The 21,844-nt window shown below is 62.0% G+C and carries 22 protein-coding genes; 2 read left to right on the top strand and 20 right to left on the bottom strand.

Annotated elements, in window-relative coordinates; translation table 11 throughout:
- Nucleotides 1–11: 11 nt before the first annotated feature.
- From ACF8R3_RS09490 to ACF8R3_RS09430, 13 genes are all read right to left on the bottom strand, one after another.
- A protein-coding gene (locus ACF8R3_RS09490; RefSeq protein ID WP_392515531.1) for an IS3 family transposase occupies nucleotides 12–1,537 on the bottom strand; the annotation gives its coding sequence in 2 pieces (ribosomal slippage) (nucleotides 12–1,078 and nucleotides 1,078–1,537; 1,527 coding nt in all).
- Nucleotides 1,538–1,924: 387 nt separating this feature from the next.
- Complete coding sequence (locus ACF8R3_RS09485; RefSeq protein WP_182139883.1) at nucleotides 1,925–2,707, bottom strand: TatD family hydrolase; 783 nt, start codon at nucleotides 2,705–2,707, stop codon at nucleotides 1,925–1,927.
- 27 nt (nucleotides 2,708–2,734) lie between these two features.
- The gene (locus ACF8R3_RS09480; protein WP_392515530.1) at nucleotides 2,735–3,721 is read right to left on the bottom strand and encodes a DNA polymerase III subunit delta'; all 987 of its coding nucleotides are present in this window, start codon (nucleotides 3,719–3,721) and stop codon (nucleotides 2,735–2,737) included.
- Entirely contained in the window at nucleotides 3,714–4,346 is a 633-nt protein-coding gene (tmk, locus tag ACF8R3_RS09475) for a dTMP kinase (protein ID WP_058637692.1), read from the bottom strand. Before tmk ends, ACF8R3_RS09480 begins: the two co-directional genes overlap by 8 nt.
- A 9-nt stretch (nucleotides 4,347–4,355) precedes the next feature.
- A complete protein-coding gene (mltG, locus tag ACF8R3_RS09470; RefSeq protein WP_196126123.1) occupies nucleotides 4,356–5,549 on the bottom strand; it encodes an endolytic transglycosylase MltG in 1,194 nt (397 codons plus the stop codon).
- A gap of 4 nt (nucleotides 5,550–5,553) precedes the next feature.
- Nucleotides 5,554–6,369 (bottom strand): aminodeoxychorismate lyase, encoded by an 816-nt coding sequence (gene pabC / locus ACF8R3_RS09465; RefSeq protein ID WP_058637694.1) that lies wholly within the window; start codon nucleotides 6,367–6,369, stop codon nucleotides 5,554–5,556.
- Nucleotides 6,369–7,613, bottom strand: coding sequence for a beta-ketoacyl-ACP synthase II (fabF, locus tag ACF8R3_RS09460; protein WP_058637695.1), 1,245 nt, complete (start codon nucleotides 7,611–7,613; stop codon nucleotides 6,369–6,371). The genes pabC and fabF overlap by 1 nt, the downstream gene beginning before the upstream one ends.
- A 187-nt stretch (nucleotides 7,614–7,800) precedes the next feature.
- Complete coding sequence (acpP, locus tag ACF8R3_RS09455) at nucleotides 7,801–8,037, bottom strand: acyl carrier protein (protein ID WP_058637696.1); 237 nt, start codon at nucleotides 8,035–8,037, stop codon at nucleotides 7,801–7,803.
- A 203-nt stretch (nucleotides 8,038–8,240) separates the two neighbouring features.
- Nucleotides 8,241–8,981, bottom strand: a complete 741-nt coding sequence (gene fabG / locus ACF8R3_RS09450) for a 3-oxoacyl-ACP reductase FabG (RefSeq protein ID WP_058605744.1) — start codon at nucleotides 8,979–8,981, stop codon at nucleotides 8,241–8,243.
- A gap of 15 nt (nucleotides 8,982–8,996) precedes the next feature.
- The gene (gene fabD / locus ACF8R3_RS09445) at nucleotides 8,997–9,935 is read right to left on the bottom strand and encodes an ACP S-malonyltransferase (protein WP_392515529.1); all 939 of its coding nucleotides are present in this window, start codon (nucleotides 9,933–9,935) and stop codon (nucleotides 8,997–8,999) included.
- Between the two features lie 147 nt (nucleotides 9,936–10,082).
- Nucleotides 10,083–11,093 carry a phosphate acyltransferase PlsX gene (gene plsX / locus ACF8R3_RS09440; protein WP_078478213.1) on the bottom strand — a complete coding sequence of 337 codons (1,011 nt, stop codon included), beginning with the start codon at nucleotides 11,091–11,093 and terminating at the stop codon, nucleotides 10,083–10,085.
- Between the two features lie 3 nt (nucleotides 11,094–11,096).
- Nucleotides 11,097–11,279, bottom strand: a complete 183-nt coding sequence (gene rpmF / locus ACF8R3_RS09435) for a 50S ribosomal protein L32 (RefSeq protein WP_008096416.1) — start codon at nucleotides 11,277–11,279, stop codon at nucleotides 11,097–11,099.
- A gap of 13 nt (nucleotides 11,280–11,292) precedes the next feature.
- Complete coding sequence (locus ACF8R3_RS09430; RefSeq protein WP_058637699.1) at nucleotides 11,293–11,820, bottom strand: YceD family protein; 528 nt, start codon at nucleotides 11,818–11,820, stop codon at nucleotides 11,293–11,295.
- A 95-nt stretch (nucleotides 11,821–11,915) separates the two neighbouring features.
- Between ACF8R3_RS09430 and ACF8R3_RS09425 the strand changes: the two genes are divergently transcribed.
- Nucleotides 11,916–12,494: a nucleoside triphosphate pyrophosphatase gene (locus ACF8R3_RS09425; protein WP_100851117.1), complete on the top strand. Its 579-nt coding sequence runs from the start codon at nucleotides 11,916–11,918 to the stop codon at nucleotides 12,492–12,494.
- Nucleotides 12,495–12,537: 43 nt separating this feature from the next.
- Here ACF8R3_RS09425 and ACF8R3_RS09420 read toward each other — a convergent pair whose 3' ends face one another.
- Genes ACF8R3_RS09420 through rluC form a run of 3 tightly spaced genes read right to left on the bottom strand, consistent with a single transcriptional unit; the run spans nucleotide 12,538 to nucleotide 15,154 of the window.
- On the bottom strand, nucleotides 12,538–13,527 hold the full coding sequence (locus tag ACF8R3_RS09420) for a S49 family peptidase (RefSeq protein WP_058637701.1): 990 nt from the start codon (nucleotides 13,525–13,527) through the stop codon (nucleotides 12,538–12,540).
- Nucleotides 13,528–13,533: 6 nt separating this feature from the next.
- On the bottom strand, nucleotides 13,534–14,208 hold the full coding sequence (locus ACF8R3_RS09415; RefSeq protein WP_058637702.1) for an HAD family hydrolase: 675 nt from the start codon (nucleotides 14,206–14,208) through the stop codon (nucleotides 13,534–13,536).
- Nucleotides 14,198–15,154: a 23S rRNA pseudouridine(955/2504/2580) synthase RluC gene (gene rluC, locus ACF8R3_RS09410; protein ID WP_058605749.1), complete on the bottom strand. Its 957-nt coding sequence runs from the start codon at nucleotides 15,152–15,154 to the stop codon at nucleotides 14,198–14,200. Before rluC ends, ACF8R3_RS09415 begins: the two co-directional genes overlap by 11 nt.
- A gap of 794 nt (nucleotides 15,155–15,948) precedes the next feature.
- Here rluC and rne point away from each other — a divergent pair.
- On the top strand, nucleotides 15,949–19,287 hold the full coding sequence (gene rne, locus ACF8R3_RS09405) for a ribonuclease E (protein ID WP_392515528.1): 3,339 nt from the start codon (nucleotides 15,949–15,951) through the stop codon (nucleotides 19,285–19,287).
- A gap of 113 nt (nucleotides 19,288–19,400) precedes the next feature.
- Here the strand turns inward: rne and murB are convergent, their stop codons facing one another.
- The 4 genes from murB to ACF8R3_RS09385 are packed head-to-tail and all read right to left on the bottom strand — an operon-like array spanning nucleotide 19,401 to nucleotide 21,824.
- Nucleotides 19,401–20,420 carry a UDP-N-acetylmuramate dehydrogenase gene (gene murB, locus ACF8R3_RS09400; RefSeq protein WP_078478210.1) on the bottom strand — a complete coding sequence of 340 codons (1,020 nt, stop codon included), beginning with the start codon at nucleotides 20,418–20,420 and terminating at the stop codon, nucleotides 19,401–19,403.
- On the bottom strand, nucleotides 20,417–20,881 hold the full coding sequence (locus tag ACF8R3_RS09395; protein WP_058637705.1) for a low molecular weight protein-tyrosine-phosphatase: 465 nt from the start codon (nucleotides 20,879–20,881) through the stop codon (nucleotides 20,417–20,419). Before ACF8R3_RS09395 ends, murB begins: the two co-directional genes overlap by 4 nt.
- Nucleotides 20,881–21,642 carry a 3-deoxy-manno-octulosonate cytidylyltransferase gene (gene kdsB, locus ACF8R3_RS09390; RefSeq protein ID WP_058637706.1) on the bottom strand — a complete coding sequence of 254 codons (762 nt, stop codon included), beginning with the start codon at nucleotides 21,640–21,642 and terminating at the stop codon, nucleotides 20,881–20,883. The genes ACF8R3_RS09395 and kdsB overlap by 1 nt, the downstream gene beginning before the upstream one ends.
- Entirely contained in the window at nucleotides 21,639–21,824 is a 186-nt protein-coding gene (locus ACF8R3_RS09385; protein ID WP_003247142.1) for a Trm112 family protein, read from the bottom strand. Before ACF8R3_RS09385 ends, kdsB begins: the two co-directional genes overlap by 4 nt.
- Nucleotides 21,825–21,844 lie beyond the last annotated feature (20 nt).

The raw sequence follows: 21,844 nt of genomic DNA, 5'->3' as shown, positions 1-21,844 counted from the left end.
TCGTGTCTTGCCTAACCGACTTGCTGCTGGGCGTCTCGCTCACGATTCAGATACACATGGTCAGGCAGCTTCCAGCTACGGATTCCTCGAGCCCAGCGCTCTGGATTCCCACGCTGAGCCACCGTGTAGACCTGTTCACGCTGCTTCAGCGCAGCAGCATCCTGCCTCCCATGTCGCTGCGCAGGAGTGACGTATTTAAGCGCGCTATGGCGGTGTTCGTTGTTGTACCAGGCAGCAAACTCCATGACCCATACCCGAGCCTCGTCCAGTGATTCAAACGGCAGGCCTGGCCATCGCGAGCAGTACTTGGCCGTACGGAACAAGGCTTCGGCATAGGCGTTATCGTTGCTGACCCGCGGGCGGCTAAACGATGGCAGCACACCCAGATCACGCAGAGCGGCCAGCATTGTCGCGCCTTTCATGGCGCTGCCATTGTCTGAATGAAGCACCAATGTTTCCGGGCGGATTGCTTCACGCAGACAGGCACGTTCCAGCAAGACGCTGGCATGTTCAGCGCTCTCTGCCTCATGCACCTCATTCATGACCAGCTTGCGGCTGTAGATATCTTTGACCATGTACCAGTAGAAGTAACGGCCTTTGACTGTGCTGGGCAGCCAGGTGATATCCCAGCACCAAACCTGGTTCGGGCCGTCTGCCCTGTGCGTGGTGAGCGGCCTGGCTTGGGGCTTTCTGCCGCGTCCACGCCGATGTGCCTGGCCTGCTGACTTGAGCACTCGATAAAAGGTGGATTCTGAGGCCAAGTAAAGGCCTTCATCTGCCAACTTCGGCACGATTTCATGTGGAGTGAGGCCTGCACAGTCAGGACGATTGGCTGCTGCCAGAACCGCCAGCCGCTCCTGCTCGCTCAGTTTGTTGGCCGGCGTTGGGCGACTCGTTTCAGGCCGCCGGTCTTTAGGTTGGTTGCGCCACCGCTGCAAGGTGCGCTCGGTGATGCCCAGCTCTGTGCAGGCTGCACGCTGACGAGCGCCTGACTCGATAGCCGCATCGATCAACTCAAGGGCAGTGGTGCGATCTGCGGCGCTGGTCATTCGTCCTCGCCCTTGCCCCAGATCGCATTGGCCTTTTTTCGCAGCACCAACAACGCTGCCGTTTCTGCCAAAGCCTTTTCTTTGCGCCGCAGCTCACGCTCCAATTGCTCGATACGCTTGACCGAAGCAATATCTTTGGCGGGTTCCTGCTGGGTAGGCGTATTGGCTTGCTCACACGCTGCACGCCACAACACCAAGTCCGCCGGCACAATGCCTGCGGTACGGCAGTATGCCGAAATCTCTGCCTCGCTCATTGCGGCTGTCTGGAGCACTGCCCTGAACTTGTCAGCGCTGCTCCAGCGCCCGTTGCGCTTACCTGTTCCTGCCATCTGTGCTCCTTGGGTCTTGGCTTCGTTACGCCAAGTCCTGAGTGTGACAGCAGTGATGCCTGTTTGCTTGGCCAGCTCTACGACCGTACGGCTGATCGGTGCCGACATTTGCTCCAGCGCCCAGGCTCTTTCCTCAGCGGTATAGCGTCGTTGCTTCATGAGACAATCCTAGCCCTCCATCTGTTGAACGGGGCGACAACTATCCTGACATGGAGGGTCTTGTCAAAAAGTAAGCAAAAACCGCCTGCTCCTATCATCCGGCCCCTACGCTACGCTCCGGGGTTCCCTCGCTCCGGGCTTGCTCCCGGGAGGACCGCGCTGCAGGCCCCATCCTGGGGCCCAGCGCTTGACAGGCATCCATGCCTGTCACCTCCCTCCGCAAGCCCTGCGCTCGGCCTCCTGAAGTCGCGATCTGCGGCGCCTGGACTACCGCGCGCTTAGAAGCAAAAGCCAAAGCAACTGCAACTGCAACTGCAACTGCAACTGCAACTGCAACTGCAACTGCAACTGCAACTGCAACTGCAACGTTAACTTAGGGTGCGCGCCCTAGTGAGCCCTTGCCAACGGAAATAACCGCTTGAAGTTTGTGGTGGTCTGCTCAGCCAACTGTTCATAACTGACACACCGCAATGAGGCCACATATTCAGCCACTTCCCGTACATATTGGGGCAGGTTGGGTTTACCCCGATAAGGAATAGGCGCCAGATAGGGCGAGTCGGTTTCCACCAAGAGCCGATCCGCCGGCACTTGCCGCGCCACGTCCCTCAACGCCTCGGCATTACGGAATGTGACGATCCCCGAAAGCGAAATGTAATACCCAAGATCCAAAGCCGCCTTGGCCATTTCCCAGTCTTCGGTAAAGCAGTGCAGAACGCCCGCCTGGGACAAGTTCGCCTCACGCAATAGTGCCAAGGTATCGGCACGGGCCGCTCGGGTATGCACGATCACCGGTTTTCCCGTCTGCCGCGAAGCTTCCAGGTGCAAGCGAAATGAGGCCTGCTGCAACTCGGCAGCTTCCGGCTCGTAATGGTAATCCAGGCCGGTTTCACCGATCGCCACCACATGGGGATGAGCCAATTCGGTCAACAGCCAGTCCAAAGCAGGCGCTGCACCCGGCGCCAGGTCCAGCGGGTGAACGCCTACCGAGCAATCCACATCGCTGTATTGCTCGGTCAAGGCCTTGACTGCGCCTGCATTTTCGGCACTGACACCGATGCACAGGAAGTGCCCGACACCACGAGCACGCGCCGCCTGCAAGGCAGCATCGAGCGAACCCCCATGGGCGCTGAGGTCAAGGCGGTCAAGATGGCAATGGGAATCTACAAGCATGGGTACACACACGGATAAGAATTAAAGTCAGCGCCCAGTGGGCAATTGTAGCCAATGGGCCAGCAACGATTCGATCAGCAAAGCACGATTCAGGTTTGCCTTGCCCAGCACTTTCTGACGCTGCTCAAGGATCCAGGCCTGGACCTCGAGGACTTTGGCCGGACGGCTCTTTTGCGCAAGGTATTGCACCACCTTGCGCATGTCGGCCATGCCGAGCTCATCGTCGTCCTCGGTCAACTGGTAGCGCAGGATCAACTGGGCCCAGTCGAAAAACCAATCGAACACTATCAACAACGGCACGGCTGTCCATGCGTCGGCCAACTGGCTGGGCGATTGCTGCTGCTTGAGCAGCTTCTTTACGCCTTCGGTCACCAGGGCGCGCTGTTCATGCACGCCTTGCTGATGAAGACTCAGGGCCAACAGCGGCGAACCGGCAGACAAGGTCAACAGATCGTCGCGCCGGGCCTGATCGGTCTCCGGCAAGGCGCTGGCCAACCAGGCATGGCTCTGGGCCTTGGTCGGCAGTGGACAGGTAACCTGCTGGCACCGGCTCTTGATGGTAGGCAGCAAGCGGCTGGGTTGATGGGTCACCAGCAGCAGCACCGTGTCGCCGGAAGGCTCCTCAAGGCTTTTGAGAAGTGCATTGGACGCGTTGACGTTCATGGATTCGACAGGCTCGATCATGACCACCTTGCGCCCACCCAACTGCGCGGTCTGAGCGACGAAGGCAACCAGTTCGCGGACCTGGTCCACCTTGATCGGCTTGTCCAGCTCTTCAGGTTCAAGCATGAAGTTGTCGGGGTGACTACCGGCCTTGAGCAGGTGGCAGGACTTGCACTGGCCGCAAGCCAGGGTGCCATTAGGGCGCTGGCACAGCAGCCGCGCCATCAGGCGCTCGGCCAGATCATGCTTGCCTATCCCCTTCGGGCCGTGCAGCAGATAGGCATGGGCATGCTGGGCGCGGCCAGCCAGTTGCTCCCACAGTGTCTGCTGCCAAGGGTAGGCGTCAGCCACGGCAGCGCTCCACGATACCTGGCAGCAGCCTGTCCAACGCTTGCTGGACGTCCGCCAGCGGCTGCGATGCATCCAGCAGCGTGTAGCGTTGTGGCGCCGCGGCTGCGCGATCCAGGTAGGCGCGGCGGACCGCTTCGAAAAACGCCTGCCCTTCCTGCTCGAACCGGTCCAGCCGCCCTCGCGCTGCAGCGCGGGCCAGGCCTACTTCGACGGGCAGATCGAATACCAGGGTCAGGTCAGGACGAAGGTCGTCCTGCACGAACTGCTCAAGCGTCGCGATACGCTCGACAGGCAAGCTGCGCCCGCCCCCTTGATAGGCGTAAGTAGCGTCTGTGAACCGGTCACACAGCACCACCGCCCCACCCGCCAACGCCGGGCGGATCACTTGTGCAAGGTGTTGAGCGCGTGCAGCGAACACCAACAAAAGCTCAGTATCGGCGTGCATGACTTCATCGCTCGGCGACAACAACAGCTCACGAATCTTTTCAGCCAAGGGCGTGCCGCCTGGCTCGCGGGTCAGCACCACGTCCAGCCCTTGCTCGCGCAGCCGGGCAGCCAGGTATTCCCGGTTAGTACTTTTGCCCGCGCCTTCGGGGCCTTCCAATGTAATAAACAAGCCGCTCACAAACAGTCCTTATTGGGGGGCGTCGAGCGCCGACGGTTCGGTTGCCCGATCGCTCTCGACCTTGCCCTGTTCAGGCGCAGCGGCTGGAGCAGATGGATCATCCGATGCTCCCGCCTCAGGCACTTGAGATGAACCGGACGGCGCTGCATCGTTCGAGGGTGTCGGCTGAGCGGTGCCAGGGCTTGAACGGTAATCGGCCCGACGCTTGAGCTGAAACTCGCGCACAGCAGAATTGTGGTCGTCCAGGTCATCGGAAAAAACGTGACTACCATCACCGCGCGCAACGAAGTAAAGGCTGGTGCCATCTGCCGGGTTCAATGCCGCATGGATGGCCTCACGCCCGACCATCGCAATAGGCGTTGGCGGCAGCCCCGTCATGGTGTAGGTGTTGTAAGGCGTTGGCTGGCGCAAATCAGCGCGTGTAATGCGGCCGTTGTAGCGCTCGCCCATGCCATAGATGACCGTCGGATCGGTCTGCAGCATCATGCCCAGGCGCAGGCGGCGGACGAATACGCCAGCGATTTGCCCGCGCTCCTGTGGAATACCGGTTTCCTTTTCCACCAGCGAGGCCATGATCAGTGCCTGGTAGGGGTCGCGGTACGGCAGGTCGCGGGCGCGCTCGGCCCACTCACGGGCCAGCACCTCTTCCAGGCGCATGTAGGCTTGCTGCAACAGTTCCACATCGCTCATGCCGCGCACGAAGCGATAGGTGTCCGGAAAGAAACGGCCTTCCGGGAAAACGCCAGCGTGCCCCAGCTTTTCCATGACTTCGGCATCAGAGAGGCCATCAAGGGTCTGCTTGATCTTTTCGTGCTTGGCCACGGCCGCGCGCACTTGGCGAAACGTCCAGCCTTCGACCAGGGTCAGGTTGTATTGCACCACGTCGGCCCGCTGCCAGGCGTCGAAAAGCTGTTTCACGGTCATGCCGGGCGTCAGGCGATACTCGCCCGTATGCAGTGGCACCCCGGCCATGTTGAAGCGCCAGTACAACCTGAGCCATAGCGCGTCGCCCAACAGCCCCTCTTGTTGCATGCGGTAGAACATGCGATTGGGCGTAGCGCCATTGGGCACATCCAGCAGGCGTTCCTGTGCCACATGCACAGGCTGATCCAGCACCGAATGGACCTTCCAGGCCGACCAGCCAAGGGCCAGGCCCATGACGATCAGGCACATTTCCAGCAGCAGCAGGAATTTACGTCTCACGAATTCAGGTTTCCAGTAACGTACGGGCAATGGCCTGCAACGTACGGGTGAGCGGGCCAGGCCGCCAGTTTAGCGCGCCTGCGGCGCGGACGGGCCAGATGCCGTAGACACTATTGCAAACGAATACTTCATCAGCTTGTGCGAGCTCATCGAACGCCAGGTCACGCACTTGCACCGGGATGTTCATCATCTTCGCCCGCGCCAGCAGTGCGGCGCGCATCACGCCTGCCACCCCGCAACGATCAAGCCTGGCAGTAAGAAGCGTGCCTTGCTTAACCAGAAACAGGTTGCTGTAGACACCTTCGATCAGCCTGCCCTGCCCGTCACGCATCAGGCCTTCGGCATGTTCGCCATCCTGCCATTCGGAACGTGCCAGCACCTGCTCGAGGCGGTTGAGGTGTTTGAGCCCTGCCAGCAAGGGTTGTTCCCCAAGCCGGGTCTGGCACATGAACAGGCGCACGCCCACGTCGGCGTGTTCGGCTGGGTAGCTGGGCAACGGGCTGGCTTGCAGGATACGCCGCGCCGCGACACCGGCCGCGGGTGCGTATCCGCGCTGGCTGTCGCCGCGGGTCAGGATCAGCTTGGCCACGCCCTCACCCAGCTGAGCGGCATAGCGCCTTACCTCATCGGCCACCAGGGCCACGTCAGTGGCGATGGACAGGCGCTGACAGCCCAGTGCCAGACGCGCCATGTGCTCATCCAGCAGCAAGGGCCGCCCATGGCGTACAGCGAACGTCTCGAACAGACCATCCCCGTAGGCCAACCCGCGGTTGTGCAGGTTGATCGCAGCCGCAGGCGTGCCATCGACCCAGCTTTGCATCACTCGGCGAACCGGCGGAACACCAGGGAGCCGTTGGTGCCACCAAAGCCGAACGAATTGGACAGCACGACATCGATTGGCATGCTGCGGGCCTGGTGCGGCACGAAGTCCAGGTCACAGCCTTCGTCTGGCTCATCCAGGTTTATGGTCGGCGGCGCCATCTGGCTGTTGATCGCCAATACGCTAAAGATCGCCTCCACCGCACCGGCAGCCCCCAGCAGGTGCCCGGTCATCGACTTGGTGGAGCTGACGGCCAGCTTATAGGCATGCTCGCCGAACACGCGCTTGATGGCTGCCACTTCGGCCAGGTCTCCAGCCGGTGTCGAGGTGCCGTGGGCGTTGATGTAGCTGACTTCCTGAGGCTGCACGCCGGCATCGCGCAGGGCATTGACCATGCAACGGGCTGCACCTTCACCCGATTCGGGCGGCGACGTCATGTGATAGGCATCGCCGCTCATGCCAAACCCTACGAGCTCGGCGTAGATCGTTGCACCCCGCGCCTTGGCGTGCTCGAGCTCTTCGAGCACCAATGCACCGGCCCCGTCGGACAGGACGAAGCCGTCACGGCCTTTGTCCCAGGGACGACTGGCCCGCGCAGGCTCATCGTTGCGGGTAGAAAGCGCGCGCGATGCGCCAAACCCGCCCATGCCCAGCCCACAGGCGGCCATTTCAGCGCCGCCGGCGATCATGACATCGGCCTCACCGTGCGCAATATTGCGCGCAGCCATGCCGATGCAATGGGTACCGGTGGTACAGGCTGTGGCGATGGCGTAGTTCGGCCCTTGCAGACCCAGATGGATCGACAGGAAGCCGGAGATCATGTTGATGATCGAGCCAGGGACGAAGAACGGCGAGATACGCCGAGGGCCTGCGTCGTGCAATGTACGGCTGGTCTGCTCGATATTGGTCAGGCCACCGATGCCCGAGCCCATGGCCACGCCGATGCGCTCACGGTTGGCGTCGGTCACTTCCAGGCCAGCGTTGCGCACTGCCTGAAAACCGGCTGCCAAGCCGTACTGAATGAACAGGTCCAGCTTGCGAGCCTCTTTGGCCGACAAGTATTGTTCAACCTCGAAGCCCTTCACCGAGCCACCAAAACGGGTGGAGTAGGCAGAAAGATCCGTATGCTCGATCGGACCGATGCCACTGCGGCCAGCCAGAATGCCCTGCCACGTGCTCGGTACATCCGTACCCAGTGGCGACAGCATGCCCATACCGGTGACCACGACGCGTCTACGCGACACAGTACTCTCCTTTTCTAATGACAGAGTTTCTTGCCATTGCATCCAGTTGGACGGAATGAAATGGCAACAAGCTCTTGATGCGGGGCTTGGCAGCCGACACGGCGACAGCCGAAGCTTGCAAAGAAAAAACCGCACGCCAGTCAAGGCAGTGCGGTTTTTCCCGACAAGAAGCGTCGACTACAGCGTCTTAGGCCTGGTGGCTGTTGACGTATTCGATGGCAGCTTGAACGGTAGTGATCTTCTCGGCTTCTTCGTCAGGAATCTCGGTCTCGAATTCCTCTTCCAGAGCCATCACCAGCTCAACGGTGTCAAGCGAATCGGCACCCAGGTCATCGACGAAGGACTTCTCGTTGGTCACTTCTTCTTCCTTGACGCCCAGTTGCTCGGCGACGATTTTCTTGACGCGTTCTTCGATGGTGCTCATACCTAGTTTTCACTCCTAATGGATATATGTCAGGCAGCTGGCCGGTGGCTAATTTTATAGAAGAACGTTCGCTTTTCAAGCTCAACGCGCCTTCAGCCTAGTCCCACGACCAGCCGCCTGGAATCTGATTGCAGCTTTATAACGGATTTTAGGCTCGCAGTATGACTCTTTTTTTACGAAATCCGTCACATTGACCGGCGATATTACATGTACATCCCGCCGTTGACGGGCACGGTTGCGCCCGTCACGTACGCTGCACCGTCAGAGGCCAGGAACGAAACCACCTTGGCGATTTCATCTGCCTGACCCAGGCGGCCCAGCGGAATCTGGGTCTGCAGGGCTTCGCGCTGCGCTTCTGGCAGCTCGCGGGTCATGTCGGTATCGATGAAGCCCGGCGTGACCGAGTTGACGGTGATACCGCGCGAGCCCACTTCACGCGCCAGGGCGCGACTGAAGCCTTCGAGACCGGCCTTGGCCGCCGCATAGTTGGCCTGGCCAGCGTTACCCATGGCGCCGACCACCGAGCCGATGCTGATGATACGACCCCAGCGCGCCTTGGTCATGCCGCGCAACACGCCCTTGGACAGACGGTAGAGACTATTAAGGTTGGTATCGATGACATCGAACCACTCGTCGTCCTTCATGCGCAGCATCAGGTTGTCACGCGTGATACCCGCATTGTTCACCAGAATGGTCGGCGCACCGAACTGCTCGCCAATGGCCGACAGTACCGAATCAACCGATTCGGCGCTGGTCACGTTCAGCTCCATGCCGGTACCGGCAATGCCATGCTCCTTCAGGGTCGCGGCGATACGCTCGGCACCGGAGGCCGAGGTCGCAGTACCGATGACGGTGGCGCCTTGGCGACCCAGTTCCAGGGCGATGGCCTGGCCAATGCCACGGCTGGCGCCAGTGACCAGTGCAACTTTACCTTGCAGGCTCATGCAAGCTTCTCCAAATCAGGCCAGTGCCGCACGCGTGGCGGCAACGGCGTCAGGGGTGTTGAGGTTGTAGGTGGTTACGCCATCGGCGCAGCGCTTGTTGAGGCCAGCCAGGACCTTGCCCGGACCGCACTCGACCAGGTTGACCGCACCGGTGGCAGCCAGCGCCTGGACGCACTCGACCCAGCGCACGGGCTGGTACAGCTGAGCCAGCAGATCACGCTTGAGCGCATCCAGATCGGGTGCGATGGCGGCTGTCACGTTCTGCACAACCGGAATCTGTGGCGCCTGCCAATCGATGGTATTGATCGCGGCGGCAAATCGTTCGGCCGCAGGCTTCATCAGCGCGCAGTGCGACGGTACGCTGACTGCCAGCGGCAAGGCGCGCTTGGCGCCCTTTGCCTTGCACAGCTCCATGGCCCGGTCCACTGCGGCTTTGTTACCGGCAATCACCACTTGGCCCGGCGAATTGAAATTGACCGCGCTGACGACCTCGTCTTCAGCCGCTTCGGTGCAGATCTGCACCACGACGGCGTCGTCCAGCCCCAGGATTGCGGCCATGGCACCGTGCCCGGCAGGCACGGCTTCCTGCATCAGTTGGCCGCGGCGCTCGACCAGGCGAACGGCGTCCTTGAGGCTGATGCTGCCCGCTGCGACCAAGGCACTGTACTCGCCCAGGCTATGACCCGAGACGAATGCAGGCTTGGCGCCGCCCTCCTCGAGCCAAAGGCGCCACAGCGCAATGGAGGCTGTCAGAATGGCTGGCTGGGTCTTATCAGTCTGATCGAGTTGCTCTTGCGGACCTTCCTGAACCAGTTTCCAGAGGTCGTAACCCAGCGCCTCGGAAGCTTCCTTGAAGGTCTCGATGATCACCGGCTTCTCGGCGCCGAGTTCTGCGAGCATGCCCAGCGACTGGGAACCTTGACCTGGAAAGACGAATGCGAGAGATGCAGACATTGAACAAGCCCTTATGATCTTGTCGTCGGATAGAGGCGCCTGGCGCATGCCAGGCGCGGAATCTGAACATTTGGATGAAGACCGAAACCCTGCGGTCACATTTAAGCATTTCGTCGGCAAGACCGCTAAGCGCGGGCTCGCATCACATTACTTGAGTAAATCCTCCAGGCGACCATGAAGGCGCCCGGGCAAATTCTCCTGAATTTCGATCAGGGCGCGCTGGATCGCACTCTGAAACCCCTCAACGCCTGCCGCGCCGTGGCTTTTGACGACGATGCCCTGCAACCCCAGAAAGCTGGCACCGTTGTGACGCGCCGGGGCCAGATCGGCCTGCACGCGTTTAAGCAGCGGCATGGCCACAGCGCCCGCCAGGCGCGACAACAGGCCGCGCCTGAAGGTCTGCTCGATACGCTGCGCAACCATGGTGGCCAACCCTTCGCTGGACTTGAGCAGGATATTGCCAACGAAGCCGTCGCAGACCACCACGTCCGCGGCCCCTCTGTACAAGCCGTCACCTTCGATGAAGCCGACGTAATTGAGGCCGCGAGCCCCTTGCAACAGGTTCGCCGCCAGCCTGACTTGCTGGTTACCCTTTATGTCTTCGGTACCTACGTTCAGCAGTGCCACTCGGGGGCGCTGCACGCCCAGCGCCTGCGCCGCCACCGACCCCATGACCGCAAACTGGTAAAGCTGCTCGGCCGTGCAGTCGACATTGGCGCCAAGGTCAAGCAACTGGCAGTAGCCGGTGCGTGTCGGGATGGCAGCCACCATGGCTGGACGATCAATGCCTGGCAGGGTCTTGAGCACGGCGCGAGACAGCGCCATCAGGGCCCCGGTATTACCGGCGCTGACACAGGCCTGGGCCTTGCCGTCACGCACCAATTCCAAGGCAACACGCATGGATGAATCGGGTTTGCCGCGCAATGCCTGTGAAGGCCGCTCGTCCATACCGATCACTTCTGCGGCACCGAGAATCTGCAGGCGCGCGCGATCGGCAGCTGAAAAGCCGCTGACAAGATCTTCCAGGAGGGAGGATTGACCGACGAGGGTCAGGTGAAGCGAGGGGGTAGCCGACAGGCAGGCGATGCTAGCCTGGACAATGCTGCGGGGACCGAAGTCCCCGCCCATTGCGTCGATCGCGATGATCTGAGCGGACAAGGATTACTCGTCAGCGCCCTTATCGATCACTTTGCGACCACGGTATACGCCTTCTGGCGAAACGTGGTGGCGCAGGTGCACTTCGCCGGTGGACTTCTCTACCGACAGCGCGTTTTCCGACAGGGCATCGTGCGAACGACGCATGTCACGGGCAGAGCGGGATTTTTTGTTCTGCTGAACAGCCATAATTGATTAACTCCTAAACGTTTGGGTCACGCTTTAACTGCGCCAAAACACTGAACGGGTTGGACCGCGATACCTCGTCCTTGCTCGAGTCGGGCTCGTCTGCGCCCGCCGGCTGCTGGCATTCTTCCGGATGATGAGCAGGCACGATGGGCAAGGCGAGCAACAGCTCTTCCTCGATCAGCGCCTGCAGATCCAAAGGATCTTCGCCCAGTTCCAGCACGTCATAGCCTTTCGGCAACGACTGGGTATTCGCACCCTCCTTCACCACGGCGTAGGTACACTCGCTGTGGATCGGCAGGGTGACCAGCTCAAGACAACGCTGGCAAACCATCTTGACCTCGACATCCAGCTCGCTGTGGATAACCACAGTGTGCTGTTCGTCTCGTTCAAAATCGAACTTCGCCTGCACCATACCGACATCGTCGGAAAGCGGGTCGCAGAGTCTTTCCAAATCAGCGAGTGGTAGCGAACCGCCAAGGGTTACGCCACGATCAGCCAATTTGCGCGGGTCAACGTGAGGTGGAATCGGGTCATTCAACATAGGCGCAGCATTCTAGGGATGCCCCCCGTCCCTGTCAAAGGAATTTGGTGGCATCGTGCGTGATAGGATGGGTTCAACCGAATCAGGAGCTTACCATGCTTGCACTGTTACTGGCTTCCAGTTCCCTTTATCGTCGCGAGCTACTCGCGCGCTTGCAGCTTCCGTTTACCTGGGCAAGCCCTGACATAGACGAAACGCGCCAGCCAGCAGAGCCTGCAATCGACCTGGTCCGGCGCCTGGCCATGCAAAAAGCCCAAGCCCTTGCAGGCAGCCACCCGAACCACTTGATCATCGGCTCGGACCAGGTCGCAGTGCTAGGCGAGCACATTCTGGGCAAACCCCACACGGTCGAGCGAGCCTGCGAACAGTTGCTCGCCTGCAGCGGCCAACAGGTGACGTTTCTTACCGCAGTGGCGCTGCTCAACAGCGCCACCGGGCAGTGCCAGGTGGACTGCGTGCCGTTTACCGTGAAGCTGCGGGTGCTGGACCGTGAACGCATCGAGCGCTACGTGGCAGCGGAAATGCCCCTCGACTGCGCCGGAAGCTTCAAGGCCGAAGGGCTTGGCGTGAGCCTGTTCGAAAGCACCGAGGGGCGCGATGCGACCAGCCTGGTGGGGCTCCCACTGATACGGCTCGTCGACATGCTGGCCTTGGAAGGGGTGCGCGTCCCGTAGCCAGACCAGGGGGCGTGCACCGCCCCCACAAAGGCGACTGGCCTTAGCGCAGTTGCGGGCCCTGGAAACCCATCCACATGGCCAAGCGCTCTGCCACGCTGGCACCCATGCGCTTGGAGAAACGGTCAAAGGGCGATTCCTGCACGGTGAAATCAACCAGATCCTTTTCGCCCACCACCTCACGCGCCACATAGCTGGCGCTGCCCAGGCCATCGATCAGACCAAGCGCCTTGGCCTGCTCGCCGGACCAGACCAGGCCGCTGAACAGCTCCGGGTGATCCTTGTCCTTGAGTCGCTCGCCTCGCCCTTGCTTGACCATGGCGATGAACTGGTTGTGGGTGGTGTCCAGCACACCCTGCCAGAATTGAGTTTCTTCAGGCTTCTGCGGCGAGAACGGATCGAGAAATGCCTTGTGCTCACCGGACGTATAGAGCCGGCGCTCCACGCCGAGCTTGTCCATGGCACCTACGAAACCGTAGCCCGCAGCCGTCACGCCGATCGACCCGACCAGACTGGCCTTGTCGGCATAGATCTCATCGGCCGCACTGGCGATGTAATAGGCTCCTGACGCACCCAGGTCGGTGATGACGGCGTACAGCTTCACGCCGGGGTGCTCGGCACGCAGGCGGCGAATCTCGTCATACACATAGCCCGCCTGAACAGGGCTGCCGCCCGGGCTGTTGATGCGCAGGACCACGGCTTTGGTCTTGCCATCCTTGAAGGCATCGCGCAGGCCTTTGACGATGTTGTCGGCACTGGCAGCCTCCTGGTCGGCGATGACCCCGCGCACTTCCACAAGGGCCGTATGACTGGCACCGCGCGAGGCAGCCTTGTCCATGTCGGTCCAGGGCAGGAACAGCGCCAGGATGCCAAAGAGGTAGATGAACGTCAGCAGCTTGAAAAAGATACCCCAGCGTCGCGACCGGCGCTGCTCCTGGATGCCCGCCAGCAAGGTCCTTTCCAGCAGCTTCCAACTTTTGCGCTCCTCGCGCTCCTCGGGCTCGGCCTCGGGGGCCTTCCATTCGCCTGCCATGCTCACCTACCTCGAAAATGAACCTGTGGAACCGGACAGCCACTGACGCAGCTGGCCAAAGTGATCGATGCAAACCTGTGGCCCGAACTCGGCCAGCGCCTGGAGTGACATCGCGCCATAACCCACGGCCACGCAGTGCATCCCCGCGTTGCTGGCCATCTGCAGATCGAACGCAGAATCTCCGACCATCAGCGCACGACCCGGTTCGACACCGCAGTGGTCAAGTATTTGTTCGAGCATCAAGGGGTGCGGCTTGCCGCGCGTCTCATCCGCCGCACGCGTGATATCGAAAAACCGCTCAAGGCCATTGGCCTTGAGCACTCTGTCGAGGCCGCGGCGCGCCTTGCCGGTAGCCACCGCCATTCGATAGCCCTCGGCGCGAAAGGCGGCCAGCGATTCGGCGACGCCGTCGAACAGCGGCGAAGGCTGCTGATCGAGTGCCGTGTAGACATCGGCATAATGCTGACGAAACCGCTCCACCTGCTCATGCGTCAGGTGCGGATAAAGGGTGTGGATCGCCTCAGCCAGCGACAGCCCGATGATCCCCTTGATGGCCTGTTCCTGAATGGGCGCTTGGCCGGCACGCTTGGCAGCGACCTGCATGGCCTCGACGATGCGCCCGACGGAGTCGGCCAGGGTACCGTCCCAGTCGAAGATCAGCAGCGTGTAGTCACGGCGCACTCAAACGCTCCACGGTCTTGGCCCACATTTCATCCACGGGCGCCTCCAGCTTGAGCTCCCCACCGTCCGGAAGCGGCACCGTCAGTGCGTAGGCGTGCAGGAAAAGCCGCTTGCCGCCCAGGTCGCGGATTTCGCGACTGAAATCCTCGTCGCCATACTTGCTGTCCCCCGCGATCATGTGCCCGGCATGCAGGGCATGCACACGAATCTGGTGAGTACGGCCCGTGATCGGGCGCGCCTCCACGAGGGTGGCGAAGTCGCCGAAGCGGCGCAGCACACGGAACAGGGTCAGCGCTTCCTTACCTTCGTCATTGACTTCGACCATACGCTCGCCTGAGCGCAGGTTGCTCTTGAGCAGCGGTGCATTGACTTGCTTCTTCGCGGTGGGCCAGTGACCGCGCACCAGGGCCATGTAGCGCTTGTCCACGCCATCCCCGCGCAGCGCAGCATGCAGGTGGCGCAGCATGCTGCGCTTCTTGGCAATCATCAGCAGGCCCGAGGTGTCCCGGTCCAGGCGATGCACCAGCTCCAGCTCCTTGGCATCGGGGCGCAACTGACGCAGCGCCTCGATCACGCCGAAGCTCAGCCCGCTACCGCCATGCACGGCGATCCCGGCAGGCTTGTTCATCACGATCAACGCCTTGTCTTCGTGAACGATGGCAGCTTCGAGCCGCTGTAGCAGCCCCTGGGCCACCGGGGCCGGCTCGTCGCGCTCAGGCAGTCGCACGGGCGGCACCCGCACGATGTCGCCCGCCTGGATCTTGTACTCGGGCTTGACCCGACCCTTGTTCACCCGCACCTCGCCCTTGCGCAGGATGCGATAGACCAAGGTCTTGGGCACACCCTTGAGGGCTGTGATGAGAAAGTTGTCGATACGCTGGCCGGCAAGTTCCGGCGCGACTTCAATCAGCTGAACGCCGGAAGTCGGAGAGGTATTGGTTGTCATGGCGCAATCATACAATTTTTATGGAATTGAAGCACTTAATCATTGCTGCTATAGTCGCGAACGCCGCCATAAGCGGCAGGCCAGTGGAATCAGGCTGTGCGCCAGTCACTGACCTTCGCAATTCTCCAGGACGCGAGGCCGTCCTACGGGGGTTCGCCAGTTTACCGAATTGCCTGGAATCGCCACCAGCGCCGTGTAGAGAAGACCGAAAATAAACGACAAGTGCGGTGTCCAACCTGCTTACACGCTTCTTTTCGCAGTACCTCTGCCCGCCCGTCGCTTCCACGCAACCCATGGCGAATGCCTCGGAAATACCTGCCTTGGACATGAATGGCGCCAGCGCAGAATCGCGCTGGCGAAAAATGCAACCCGTTGCGGATTCAGCGCGCGGCAGCACCCGAATTATCAGGGATACGTGCAGGGTGGAGATGCACAGCCCTCGGACCGTGTAGCACCGCGTCCGGCCACCAGCCCCATCGTACGGCTGGCGAGCGGATAAGGTCCTGAACAGATGCCCCTGGGCGTCCACGGCTGAAGGTTGATTCCTCCTCCTGACTGAGTGCACCAGGCCCGCTTGGTTGATTCGGATAACAATTCGAAGCCTCCGGGGCCTTGTTGGCACCGCAGCAAAACAGGACGCGTCGTCGCGACAACGGCAGGCTGGGCAACCGGCTGGTGCCGAACGTTGCTCGACACGGGGGTGGTTAATCACCCTTTGCGCACCTTGGCACCGACCATGAGACGTCGTGTGTGCCGAACGCCGTTTCCGGCAGCCCGGAAACCGACGGTACAACATGAAAAGAATGCTGATTAACGCCACTCAACCCGAAGAGTTGCGCGTAGCCCTGGTGGACGGCCAACGCCTCTACGACCTGGATATCGAATCCGGTGCACGAGAGCAGAAAAAGGCCAACATCTACAAAGGCAAGATCACTCGCATCGAACCCAGCCTCGAAGCCGCCTTCGTCGACTTCGGCTCCGAACGTCACGGCTTCCTGCCGTTGAAAGAAATCTCCCGCGAATACTTCAAGAAGGCCCCTGAAGGCCGCGTCAACATCAAGGAAGTGCTCAGCGAAGGCCAGGAAGTCATCGTCCAGGTCGAGAAGGAAGAGCGCGGCAACAAAGGCGCGGCCCTCACCACCTTCATCAGCCTGGCCGGCCGCTACCTGGTGCTGATGCCCAACAACCCGCGCGCCGGTGGCATTTCCCGTCGCATCGAAGGTGAAGAGCGCAACGAGTTGCGCGAAGCGCTCAATGGCCTGACCGTACCAGGCGACATGGGCCTGATCGTTCGCACCGCGGGCCTTGGCCGCAGCAGCGAAGAGATGCAGTGGGACCTGGACTACCTGCTGCAGCTGTGGACCGCCATCAAGGAAGCTTCGCTGGACCGCGCCGCGCCGTTCCTGATCTACCAGGAAAGCAACGTCATCATCCGCGCCATCCGCGACTACCTGCGCCAGGACATCGGCGAAGTGCTGATCGACAGCATTGATGCCCAGGAAGAAGCCCTGACCTTCATTCGCCAGGTCATGCCGCAATACGCCAGCAAGGTCAAGCTATACGAAGACAGCGTCCCGCTGTTCAACCGCTTCCAGATCGAAAGCCAGATCGAGACCGCTTTCCAGCGCGTGGTCGAGCTGCCATCGGGCGGTTCGATCGTGATCGATCCGACCGAAGCGCTGGTGTCCATCGACATCAACTCGGCGCGCGCCACCAAGGGCAGCGACATCGAGGAAACCGCCCTGCAGACCAACCTGGAAGCGGCTGAGGAAATCGCCCGTCAGCTGCGTCTGCGCGACATCGGCGGCCTGATCGTCATCGACTTCATCGACATGACCCCTGCCAAGAACCAGCGCGCCGTGGAAGAGCGTGTGCGTGAATGCCTTGAGGCCGACCGCGCTCGCGTGCAGGTTGGCCGCATCTCGCGCTTCGGCCTGCTGGAAATGTCCCGTCAACGCCTGCGTCCGTCGCTGGGCGAAAGCAGCGGCATCGTCTGCCCGCGCTGCTCGGGCACCGGCATCATCCGTGACGTGGAATCGCTGTCGCTGGCTATCCTGCGCCTGATCGAAGAAGAGGCGCTGAAGGATCGCACTGCCGAAGTCCGCGCCCAGGTGCCGATCCCGGTGGCCGCCTTCCTGCTCAACGAGAAGCGCAACTCCATCACCAAGATCGAGCTGCGCACCCGTGCGCGCATCATCATCCTGCCAAACGATCACCTGGAAACCCCACACTTCGAAGTCCAGCGCCTGCGCGACGACAATCCCGAGGTGTTGAACAACCAGTCCAGCTACGAAATCGCTGCCAGCGAGACCGAAGAAGCGCCACAGCCAACCGCCACCCGCACCCTGGTTCGCCAGGAAGCCGCCGTGAAAACCGCACCGGCCCGTGCGAATGCACCCGTGCCAGCCAGCGAGGAGCCACAGCCTGCGCCAGCCGCCGCCCCTGCCCCAAGCGCCCCGGAGGCAAGCCTGTTCAAGGGCCTGGTGAAGTCGCTGGTGAGCCTGTTCGCTGGCAAGGAAGAACCTGCTGCCGCCCCTGTCGCCCCTGCTGCTGAAAAGCCGACTACCGAACGCAGCCCGCGTAACGAGGAACGCCGTAACGGACGGCAGCAGAGCCGTAACCGCAACGGTCGTCGCGATGAAGAGCGCAAGCCGCGTGAAGAACGTGTCGAACGTACCCCGCGCGAGGATCGCCAGCCACGCGAGGAGCGTGCTGCGCGTGAAGAACGTGCCCCGCGCGAAGAGCGTGCACCACGCCAGTCTCGCGAGGACCGTCGCGGCAACCGTGGCGAAGAGCGCGTGCGTGAACTGCGCGAGCCGCTGGACGCCACGCCGCCAGTAGAACGCGAGGAGCGTCAGCCCCGTGAAGAACGTGTAGCTCGCGAAGAACGTACCCCACGTGAAGAGCGTGCGCCTCGCGAAGAACGGGCTCCACGTGAAGACCGCGCACCTCGCGAAGAGCGTGCTCCGCGTGAAGACCGCGCACCTCGCGAGGAGCGTGCTCCGCGTGAAGACCGCGCACCTCGCGAAGAACGTGCTCCGCGTGAAGAACGCGCGCCTCGCGAAGAACGTGCACCACGTGAAGACCGAGCGCCTCGCGAAGAGCGTGCCGCCCGGGAAGAACGCGCCCCGCGCCAACCTCGTGAAGAACGTCAGCCACGCGCGGCCGAGGAAGCTGCCGAACACGCTGCCGAAATGGCCGAAGAGCAACTGCCGAACGAAGAGCAGCTACAGGACGAGCAGGACGGCAACGATGGCGAGCGTCCGCGCCGCCGGTCGCGTGGCCAGCGTCGCCGCAGCAACCGTCGCGAGCGCCAGCGCAACGCCAACGGTGAGCTGATCGACGGCGAAGAAGAAGGCAGCGAAGAGCAGCCTCAACAGCGCCAGGCCACCGAGCTGGGCGCAGAGCTGGCCGCAGGTATTGCGGTGACCGCTGCGGTTGCAACCAGCAACATCAGCACCGACGCCGAAGCCCAGGCCAATCAGCAGGCCGAGCGCGCTACCGCCGAAGTCGCCGCTGTTGCCCCAACCGACAGCAGCGAAATCGCTCAACCGGCCAAGCAAGCTGAAACTGTAGTTCCAGCAGAAGCGGTCGCCGTGGCCCCAGTGGTCGAGCAACCGATCAGCGAGCCAGCGCCATTTGTCGAGGCCTCGGCCGTGCCAGTGGTCGAAGTCGCCCCGCAGCCGGTAATCGAACAGGCGCCCGTTGCTGAGCCAGCCGCGACCACCGAAACCTCAGTCGTTGAAGCAGCCCCGGCAGACGTTCAGGCACCCGAAGCGCTGATCACCGAAGTGCCTGCAGAAGCCCCGGCCATCGAAGCCGGCGAAATCGAGCAGGCACCCTCTGTGATCGAGGTCGCCCCGGTTGCCGAACAGCCTGCCCCGGCGGTAGAGGCCCAGCCAGAGGTTTTGGCCGCGCCTGAAACGGTTGCGCCTGAGCCTGAGCCAGCCCCAGCTGCCGCGGCAGAGCCTGCCACCGTCATGCTGTCCAACGGCCGCGCACCAAACGATCCACGTGAAGTGCGTCGCCGCAAGCGTGAAGCCGAAGCTGCCGCCAAAGCCGCTCAGGCTGGCGCTGCTACCGACGAGCCAACACCAGAGACCGCCGACGAGCCAAAAACCTACCAGGGTTGATAGCCAAGGCTGAATGAAAAAGCCCCGCCAGTGCGAACTGGCGGGGCTTTTTCTTGGTCGGGCGTTTACCGTGGTCGGCGGACACGGCGCCTAGGAAGTTGCCGTAGGCAGTATCAATAAAGATTGGGCTCCATCTCCAGCTCAACCCCGAACCGCTCAAGGATGTCGACCTGGATCCGCCGCGCCAGGGCATGCATTTGCGCCCCGCTCGCCTGGCCATAGTTGACCAGCACCAGCGATTGCAGGCGATGCACCCCGGCATCGCCTTCTCGATAGCCCTTCCAGCCCGCCTGTTCGATCAGCCAGCCTGCTGCCAGCTTCACCTGGCCATCGGCCTGCGGGTAAGCAATGACACCTGGATGTTGCGTACGGATACGCTCAAACACCTGCGCCGCAACCACAGGGTTCTTGAAAAAGCTCCCGGCATTACCCAGCTCGGCCGGATCAGGCAATTTTTCACGACGAATGCTGCAGATGGCATCGCTGATGGCCTGCGCAGTGAGCGCGGTAGTGCCCTGCTCGGCCAGGCGCTGACGCACCGGGCCGTAGTCCAAGCGCGCCTGCAAGGTGCGACTCAAGGCGAAGCGCACACGCAGGATCAGCCAGCGACCAGGGTTACGCTTGAACACGCTGTCACGGTAGCCGAACGCGCAGTCGGCCAAGGCGAAGTCACAGACGTCACCCGTCTTGCGGTCCAACGCGGTCAGGCCGGCGAAGACATCCTTGATCTCTACGCCATAAGCGCCCACGTTCTGCATGGGGGCAGCACCCACTGTGCCGGGAATCAGGCTGAGGTTCTCCAGCCCGCAAAAGCCCTGCGCGAGCGTCCACTGCACGAACGGGTGCCAGGCCTCACCCGCCTCGGCCTCGACCAAAACGCGCTCACCATCGTCACTGACCACGTGGCGGCCCTGGCTTGAGACGTGCAGCACCAGGGCATCGACATCGCGGGTTAGCAGCAGGTTGCTTCCCCCGCCGATCACCAGCACGGGTATACCCTGCTGCTGCGCAGCGTCCAGCGCCTGACGCACCTGCAGGTCGTCTTTGGCTTGGCTGAAGTAGCGCGCTTTCACGTCGATGCCAAACGTGTTGTACGGCTTGAGCGAGACCTGCTCTTGCCATTGCCCCGTCATAACCGCCCCTTGATTTCCACGACCAGCGCTTGGCAGGCGGCTTCGATCAGGTCGAGCACCTGCTCGAAACCATCGGCACCGCCATAGTACGGGTCTGGAACTTCATCGAGCGCAGAACCGTAGCGGCGCAAAAACAGGTCGAGCTCGCCTATCGCCGCATGCGGGCGCAGAGCACGCAAATCGCGCAGGTTGCTCTGATCCATTGCCAGTACCAGGTCGAACTCGGCAAAGTGCCCCACCTTGACCTGCTGGGCGCGCTGTTCCGACAGGTCGTAGCCACGTGCCAGTGCGGCCTTGAGGGTGCGCTCGTCGGGCGCCTTGCCAACGTGCCAGTGGCCCGTACCGGCCGAGGCCACCTGCACCTGATCGGCAAGCCCAGCGGCCTGCAGTTGATGACGCAGCACGCCTTCGGCAGTCGGCGAGCGGCAGATGTTGCCCAGGCACACGAACAGAACGCGCATCAGGCCTCCAGCAAGCGCCGTACGCGCTCCAGGTCTTCAGGGGTGTCCACGCCCACGGCGGGTGCCTCGATGGCATCCTCCACATGGATCCGCACGCCGTGCCACAACGCACGCAGCTGCTCCAGCGCTTCGGTCTGCTCCAGCCAGCATGGGCCCCAACCGACGAAATCATGGAGGAAACCAACCCGGTAGGCGTACATGCCAATATGGCGGCGGTAAGGCACACCGGGCGGCAGCTCCTGACCTTTGGCAAACGCATCGCGCGCCCACGGCAGCGGCGCACGGCTAAAGCTCAGGGCCAGGCCGTTCTTGTCGCTCACTACCTTGACTGCGTTGGGGTTGAACACCGCTTGCGGCTCATGGATGGGCTCGGCCAAAGTCGCGATACCGGCGTGCGGATTAGCCGCCAGGTTGGCGGCCACTTGGTCGATGATCACCGGCGGGATCAGCGGCTCGTCACCTTGCACATTGACCACGATGGCCTCGCTGGGCAGGCCAAGCTGCACGGCCACTTCGGCCAGACGGTCGGTGCCGGACTCATGGTCCACGCGGGTCATCAGCACCTCAGCGCCAAATGCCTGGCAAGCCTCAAAGATACTGGCATCGTCGGTTGCAATGACAACGCGACTGGCGGCACTCCTGCGCGCCTGTTCCCATACGTGTTGCACCATTGGTTTACCGGCGATGGGCAGCAGGGGCTTGCCTGGCAGGCGTGTGGAGCGCAGACGGGCTGGAATGACGACGGTGAAGTCTAGGTTCATTTGTCCAGGCGCTCATCATCGGTCAGGGTACGTGCCTCGCTTTCCAGCATCACCGGGATACCGTCGCGAATGGGATAGGCAAGGCCGGCGCCCTTGCTGATCAGCTCGGTCTTGTCGGCGCTGAGCTTGAGCGGGCCCTTGGTGATCGGGCAGGCCAGGATATCGAGCAGTTTGGTGTCCATTGAAGGCTTCCTCTAGGCCA

Source organism: Pseudomonas sp. FYR_7 (assembly GCF_043106155.1).
Classification (GTDB): domain Bacteria; phylum Pseudomonadota; class Gammaproteobacteria; order Pseudomonadales; family Pseudomonadaceae; genus Aquipseudomonas; species Aquipseudomonas parafulva_B.
The sequence above is the reverse complement of the archived record's forward strand: the minus strand, read 5'-3'. Positions and strand labels throughout refer to the sequence as shown.